Origin of the sequence: Bacteroides sp. (assembly GCF_019417265.1) — a bacterium.
In the GTDB taxonomy this organism is placed as follows: Bacteria; Bacteroidota; Bacteroidia; order Bacteroidales; family Bacteroidaceae; genus Phocaeicola.
Genome location: NZ_DXVR01000048.1, coordinates 4,282 through 10,476 on the forward strand (window position 1 = coordinate 4,282; position 6,195 = coordinate 10,476).

The following is a 6,195-nucleotide window of genomic DNA, read 5'->3' on the forward strand; positions in this document are numbered from 1 at the left end:
CATGCACACCCGGCAAGCTCAGGCAACCTTCTTCCATTGAAACCAATTCCTCGCCTGTTTCAACAATATGCGCATTGATATATGCCTTGCGGAAATCCTTGAATTCAGGCATTTCGTCAGACAGTACATCAAGATTAACCACAACCACACGGATAGGCAATCCTATCTGAGGTGCTGCCAGACCTACGCCATCAGCACGGTCCATTGTTTCGAACATATTTGTGATAAGTTCTTTCAGGTTCGGATAATCAGGAGTTATATCTTCAGCCACCTTACGCAATACAGGCTGGCCATACACATAAATCGGTAAAATCATATTTCTAATTGTTTATTCTGTTTTTAATATTTCTTTGATTCGAGATAAGACTGCAGAATTATAGTAGCACTTATTTCGTCCACCAGCGCCTTGTTCTGCCTGTCCTTTTTCTTAAGCCCTCCGGCAAGCATCGCCTGGTGTGCAAGCACTGAGGTAAACCTTTCATCTACCAGTTCCACAGGTATTTCCGGAAGCAACTTTTTAAGTCTGTTCATAAACGGGATAATATTCTTCATATTCTCCGAGTCTTCGTAGTTCATCTGTTTAGGATGACCTATGATTATCCGCTCCACCTTTTCCTGACAGACATACTTCTGTATGAAGTCTACAAGTTCGTGCGTAGCCACTGTAGTAAGACCGCTTGCAATAATCTGCATCGGATCCGTCACAGCAAGCCCCGTACGCTTCCTTCCATAATCTATAGCTAAAATTCTACTCATAAGTGGCAGCAAATTTACGAATTAATTTTATTAGCACATTATATATAAGACTTAAAAAATCCTACCGCCCGATTAATACACCAATCCGACATTGTCAATCCAAAGAGTATTTCCCGGCGAGCCGACAAATGCGCCACCGATGCTTGAAGTGAACTGTACAAGAATATGTGTAGGTTTTTCATCCTTATCCGCCCATCCGGTTTCCTTTATCATCACGCTTTTTCCCTTGCTGTTTCGGGCGTGATAACCTCCGGTTCCCAAAGCCATCAGCTCCGGCACATAATTACTGCTTCCGGTTATGTCACCATACATAATCTCATATGTGGCAGCATTATTCCAGTCAGTAGATGACGTATATTTCACAGCAGCCGTCCCTACCCTTTTGGCTATGATATTGCCCTCTGCGTCTTCTGTTCTTTTCTGAAGATAACAAACCATTATGGCCGCATCTTTACCCTTTACCACTGACTTCTTGCTAAATCCTGTAAGACGGATTCTGTCCTTCTGGTCAGACATTTTCACCTTATAGTCATAGCGTATTGCTTTCGGTCTTTTAGTAAAAGGCACTCCACAGTTCAAGGCCTTTTCTCCGTCCTTTGTTCCCGTGATAGGCTCCTTCATATCTCCAAGATACAACGACCCTGAGGCAAGCACAGTTATATTTACAAGTCCCAAAACCTTGACACTTTCAATATGAGTTTCCAGACGGGCACATTTTCCATACCATCTTTTCTCAGGATAGACACTCGTATTGGTCTTCACTATTCCTACAACCTTTGCCATTACGTTTGAGTTTCCCCATGGCGAGCCACCCTGATTTACATACGGATTGTTTCCGTCAAGCTCCATTTCCGGGCCTAACTCATACAGGTGCTTCACGTTTCCACCGATAATAGCAGACTCTTCTATCCTTCTGGTAACCCATTGATCCATGTCACCATATTTGAAAAGTTCAAACTTTTCCTGCGCCACAGCTGATACTGCAAGCAAAAATCCTATAAGACAAACATAATACCTATTTTTCATAACTCGTTTATGCTAAATTATATTTTGCAAAGGTAATAAAAAAAGCGACAGCTTACCGCCATCGCTTACAAATAGAATATCTATTCCAAACTTTCTGCTATTTTAATATATTCTATACAACAACCAGGAACCCTGAAAATCCTCACGGTTAGGATATTTAGCCTTGAAAGCATCTCTGGCTGCCGCAGCTTCTTCTCTTGTGTCAAAAGAAGATACAATCACACGATACATATTGCGTTCAGCGTTATATACCACTTTAGCATTATATCCTTGACCGTCAAGTGTAGATTTCAATCCGTCAGCATTAGCCTTAACACCGAAACTACCGCACACTACGCTGAAAGCTTTAAGTCCATCGCCTGAAACAAGCTCCACTTTTTCCTCACGCACAGGTGCCGGAGCAACAGGTGCAGGAGTAGCAACCGGAGCAGCCTCTACTACAGGTGCAGTTTCAACTACAGTTTCTTTCTGCTCAGCAGCCTCAGCCAATTCATTTTGTTTAGCTTTCTCATAAGCTTTCTTATACGCACTTTCACTTGATTTGCAAGAAGAGAATGCCAAAACGAGGCATAATCCCATTCCTAAGACGAATAATTTTTTCATTTTGCCTTACATTTATTTGTTTTAATAATCTGCCTACTTAGTTTTTCATGGCAAAAGTAGTAATATAAACATTTCCATACTGTTAAAAACAGTTAATTATACATTCAACTAAATAAATTGATATTATTTCACGGACAAAAGCAGACAAATTACAATCTTTTTTATTAGATTTGTGGAAAGCAAACCAAAAGAAGTAATAATACACACTGATAAAACATTATTATCATGAAAGCATTAAACATTGTAGCAGCATTCTTGGGCGGTGTAGCTCTTGGTGCAGCAGCCGGAATCTTATTCGCTCCGGAGAAAGGCGAAGACACTCGTAGAAAAATTGCTGAAATCCTACGCCAAAAAGGAATCAGACTGAACCGTGCCGAAATGGAAGATTTAGTTGACCAGATTGCAGCAGAAGTAAAAGATGCCGAATAAAAAGACATTCACGCAGAACCACAGTTCTGTAAAATCAAGATTTTAAGAAAGTACATTAGGGATTTTAAAAGGAAAAGCCGCTCACGCGAAATGCGACTGACGGAACTTCCTTTTAAATTTCCCTTTTTTATTAATGACAAAACCATAGAAGTTATGTTTGCCAACGACAAAAGCATTGACAATCTGGAAGCCCTGTTCAAGGAAATAAAGAAATACATAGAGCTTCAGGGTCAATACATCAAACTCGACCTGGTAGAGAAACTCACCATACTGATATCAACCCTCATCCTGATATGTGTCCTCATCGTGTTGGGAATGACGGCATTGTTTTATTTCTCCTTCATGTTAGTCTACACGATAGATTCTTTTGTAAACAATATCATTGCCAGCTATGCCATCATAGGCGGATGCATATTGCTCTTGGGAATTGCAATATACATATTCAGACAAAAGATTATTTTCCAGCCTATGGTGAATTTCCTTGCAAGACTATTCCTCGAGGATAAAGACAAAGAAGAGAACAACCCTAAACAATAATGTATCATGAACGATATCACCAAATACAGCATACAGATTATATCGGAAAGAAAGAACAGAAAAAAGGATGAGCTCAGACAGTCAAAACAGAGAATACACGAGCTTACACAAAACCTGTTCTCTCCACCGGAAACAAAAAACAAGATGGACTTGATGATGCACCATTTCAACACCGGATTGGCTGCATACGACGGAATCATGACCGGAGTGAAAATATACAGAAGAATAAAAGACATCTTTTCAGGCAAAAAACACAAAAACTTATAAACTCACCTACTTATGTACCGGATATTTTCAGTATGTTTGTGCTGAATTTCAATTTAATATTTATAAACCAAAAGTAATTATGAAGAAAACCTGGACAATCATCATTGTTATAGCAGTAATAGCAATTTTAGTAATTTACAGTATTTCATCCTACAACTCGCTTGTAACTCAAGACGAATCGGTAAGTACAGCATGGAGCAACGTAGAGAACCAGTATCAGCGTCGCGCTGACCTTATCCCCAACCTCGTAAACACTGTAAAGGGATATGCCGCACACGAAAAGGAAACTCTCGATGCCGTTGTTTCGGCAAGATCGAAAGCTACTCAGGCAACAATCAGCATTGACGACCTTACTCCTGAGAAACTTCAGGCATACCAGAAGGCACAGGGCGAGATAGGTGCAGCTCTCGGCAGACTGCTTGCCATTACAGAAAACTATCCTGACCTTAAAGCCAACGAAAACTTCCAGGCTTTGCAGGCTCAGCTTGAAGGTACAGAAAACAGAATCAGTGTGGAACGCAGAAAATTCAACGAAACAGCCAAGAGTTACAACACAACAATCCGCCGTTTCCCTAAAAACATCATAGCAGGACTCTTCGGCTTCGAGAAACGTCCTTACTTTGAAGCAGCAGAAGGCTCTGAAAAAGCACCGGAAGTAAAATTCTGATTCACAGTCTATGAGAAAACTAAGTTTCATAGCAATAGTGCTCGCCCTGTGCTGCTGCATGTCGGTAACAGCCAAAGAATATAAGGTAAAGGATGTCCCTATGGTGCATCTTATGGACCGCACACGCTACGTCAGCAATCCTGACAATATTCTTTCTGCCGCAACTGTCGCTGCCATAGACACCACACTGTTTTCACTTGAACAAAAAACAGGGATACAGGTTCTTGTGGTTGCAGTAGAGCAGATTGAAGGAGGCGACTGTTTCGATTTCGCATATCGCTTAGGTCAGGAAAACGGTGTAGGCCGGAAAGAAAAGGATAACGGACTGGTTATACTCCTCGTGACAGGAGAACGATGCATCCAGTTTGCCACCGGCTACGGCCTCGAAGGTGTATTGCCGGATGCCGTCTGCAAGAAGATACAGGTGAGATACATGAACAAAGCCTTCTCGCAAGGCAACTGGGATGCAGGTATGCTTGCCGGCATAAAAGCCGTCAGAGGATATCTTGCCGGAGAAAGCGGAACACCCGACAGTCCACGCTCAGGTTCAGGAGGAGATTCCGGAGTACTGTTCATTTTGCTTTTCAGCGTTATAGGTTTCACCATGTTCTATCTTTGGCTTAATGTCAGACGGCAAAGACGCTGTCCGCAATGCCATAAGCAGACCATGAAAGTCATCTCCAGACGTACCATAGCCCAATACCCTACATACCATATTGAAGAAATAGTGTCATGCTGTTCAAACTGTGGTCACTGCGTGCGTAAGGAACAGCGCGTAGACGATGAGAACAATCATCACCACGGCAGACGAAGCGGATCGTTCGGTGGAGGAATCTTCATGGGTGGAGGCTTCGGCCGTGGCGGATTCGGAGGCGGTGGCTTCGGAGGCGGAAGTTTCGGAGGAGGCAGCTTCGGAGGCGGTGGTGCCGGAAGTAAATTCTAAACAATAATATTGTTTCTCCACTCTAATTTCTGATATAGTTTTATGCAGTATTTAAATACCATTTAAACGGCATTTAAACACAGTCTGAAATGTCTGGAAATGATTTACAAAAGTAGCGAAAGCATTTGAAAAAGAAGAATGAAAAGTAAAAAAGTCTGGTTATTTTCTGCCATTCTATTGGTAATTTAAAAACAATAGATTACCTTTGCATCAACAAATCCCGCTCGCTTCCCGTAAGATTAGCGTACCCAGCGGGACATTTTTATTTATGGGAGTTAAATACACGCAGCAAGCCATAACGACAGAGCAGCAAATTGACATTCTCAAAGAGAGGGGTTTGCTTATTGATGATGTTAAGCAAGCTATTGAAGTTCTTGACACCATCAGTTATTTCCGTATTGCCGGTTATTGGCGACATCTTGAAATAGACCGTTTCACACATCAATTCAAGGACGGTAGTAGCTTTTCCGATGTTATAGACCTTTATTTTTTTGATAAACAACTTAGGGCTTTACTGTTTACTGCCATCCAAACGATTGAAGTTTCTGTCCGCACAAAAATAATCAAGCACTTTGCCATAGATTTTGGTGCATTTTGGTTTATGGACGAAAGTTGTGCCACCAATGAAGATCGTTTCGCGGTGAATTCAGCTGTCATTCATAAAGAGGTTTCTCGCTCGCACGATGATTTTATAACCGAGCATTTTCGTAAATATAGTGAACCCGATCTGCCTCCTGTATGGAAGACATTAGAAGTTATTTCAATGGGTACACTTTCAAAACTCTATTCTAATTTTTCGGATGCTTCAGCGAAACATGCTGTAGCGAGAGAGTTTGGATTGAATCATCACAAATTTTTAAGAAGCCGGCTGGAATGTCTTGCCGTACTTCGTAATTGTTGCGCCCATCATTCGAGACTGTCAAATCGGGTCTTTCCTGTCAAGCCAATGATGCCTATGCGTATGCCA

10 protein-coding genes are annotated in these 6,195 nt (G+C 41.6%); 6 read left to right on the forward strand and 4 right to left on the reverse strand.

All coding sequences use genetic code 11. The features are described from left to right. The 4 genes from QZ379_RS07400 to QZ379_RS07415 all read right to left on the reverse strand — a co-directional run. The coding region (locus QZ379_RS07400) for a peptide deformylase (protein WP_291562557.1) at nt 1-316 on the reverse strand (316 nt) is incomplete at its 3' end. 23 nt (nt 317-339) lie between these two features. Continuing rightward, nucleotides 340-756 (reverse strand): Holliday junction resolvase RuvX, encoded by a 417-nt coding sequence (gene ruvX, locus QZ379_RS07405; protein WP_291562561.1) that lies wholly within the window; start codon nt 754-756, stop codon nt 340-342. Between the two features lie 72 nt (nt 757-828). Then, nucleotides 829-1,782: a PCMD domain-containing protein gene (locus QZ379_RS07410; protein ID WP_291562564.1), complete on the reverse strand. Its 954-nt coding sequence runs from the start codon at nt 1,780-1,782 to the stop codon at nt 829-831. 102 nt (nt 1,783-1,884) lie between these two features. Continuing rightward, a complete protein-coding gene (locus tag QZ379_RS07415; protein ID WP_291562567.1) occupies nt 1,885-2,385 on the reverse strand; it encodes an SPOR domain-containing protein in 501 nt (166 codons plus the stop codon). A 225-nt stretch (nt 2,386-2,610) separates the two neighbouring features. Here QZ379_RS07415 and QZ379_RS07420 point away from each other — a divergent pair, with 225 nt between their 5' ends. The 6 genes from QZ379_RS07420 to QZ379_RS07445 all read left to right on the forward strand — a co-directional run. Continuing rightward, complete coding sequence (locus QZ379_RS07420) at nt 2,611-2,814, forward strand: YtxH domain-containing protein (protein ID WP_154043886.1); 204 nt, start codon at nt 2,611-2,613, stop codon at nt 2,812-2,814. 153 nt (nt 2,815-2,967) lie between these two features. Then, nucleotides 2,968-3,351 carry a phage holin family protein gene (locus QZ379_RS07425; RefSeq protein ID WP_291562570.1) on the forward strand — a complete coding sequence of 128 codons (384 nt, stop codon included), beginning with the start codon at nt 2,968-2,970 and terminating at the stop codon, nt 3,349-3,351. 6 nt (nt 3,352-3,357) lie between these two features. After that, nucleotides 3,358-3,618: a hypothetical protein gene (locus QZ379_RS07430; RefSeq protein WP_291562573.1), complete on the forward strand. Its 261-nt coding sequence runs from the start codon at nt 3,358-3,360 to the stop codon at nt 3,616-3,618. A gap of 79 nt (nt 3,619-3,697) precedes the next feature. Then, nucleotides 3,698-4,285: a LemA family protein gene (locus QZ379_RS07435; RefSeq protein ID WP_291562575.1), complete on the forward strand. Its 588-nt coding sequence runs from the start codon at nt 3,698-3,700 to the stop codon at nt 4,283-4,285. A gap of 10 nt (nt 4,286-4,295) precedes the next feature. Then, nucleotides 4,296-5,228, forward strand: a complete 933-nt coding sequence (locus QZ379_RS07440) for a YgcG family protein (RefSeq protein ID WP_291562582.1) — start codon at nt 4,296-4,298, stop codon at nt 5,226-5,228. Between the two features lie 268 nt (nt 5,229-5,496). Then, the coding region (locus QZ379_RS07445) for an Abi family protein (RefSeq protein WP_366933586.1) at nt 5,497-6,195 on the forward strand (699 nt) is incomplete at its 3' end.

What these genes read in the sequence shown, in the direction of transcription:
- ruvX (WP_291562561.1), bottom strand. Translation starts at nt 756, where the DNA reads ATGAGTAGAATTTTAGCTATAGATTATGGAAGGAAGCGTACGGGGCTT.
- QZ379_RS07425 (WP_291562570.1), top strand. Translation starts at nt 2,968, where the DNA reads ATGTTTGCCAACGACAAAAGCATTGACAATCTGGAAGCCCTGTTCAAG.
- QZ379_RS07415 (WP_291562567.1), bottom strand. Translation starts at nt 2,385, where the DNA reads ATGAAAAAATTATTCGTCTTAGGAATGGGATTATGCCTCGTTTTGGCA.
- QZ379_RS07435 (WP_291562575.1), top strand. Translation starts at nt 3,698, where the DNA reads ATGAAGAAAACCTGGACAATCATCATTGTTATAGCAGTAATAGCAATT.
- QZ379_RS07430 (WP_291562573.1), top strand. Translation starts at nt 3,358, where the DNA reads ATGAACGATATCACCAAATACAGCATACAGATTATATCGGAAAGAAAG.
- QZ379_RS07410 (WP_291562564.1), bottom strand. Translation starts at nt 1,782, where the DNA reads ATGAAAAATAGGTATTATGTTTGTCTTATAGGATTTTTGCTTGCAGTA.
- QZ379_RS07420 (WP_154043886.1), top strand. Translation starts at nt 2,611, where the DNA reads ATGAAAGCATTAAACATTGTAGCAGCATTCTTGGGCGGTGTAGCTCTT.
- QZ379_RS07440 (WP_291562582.1), top strand. Translation starts at nt 4,296, where the DNA reads ATGAGAAAACTAAGTTTCATAGCAATAGTGCTCGCCCTGTGCTGCTGC.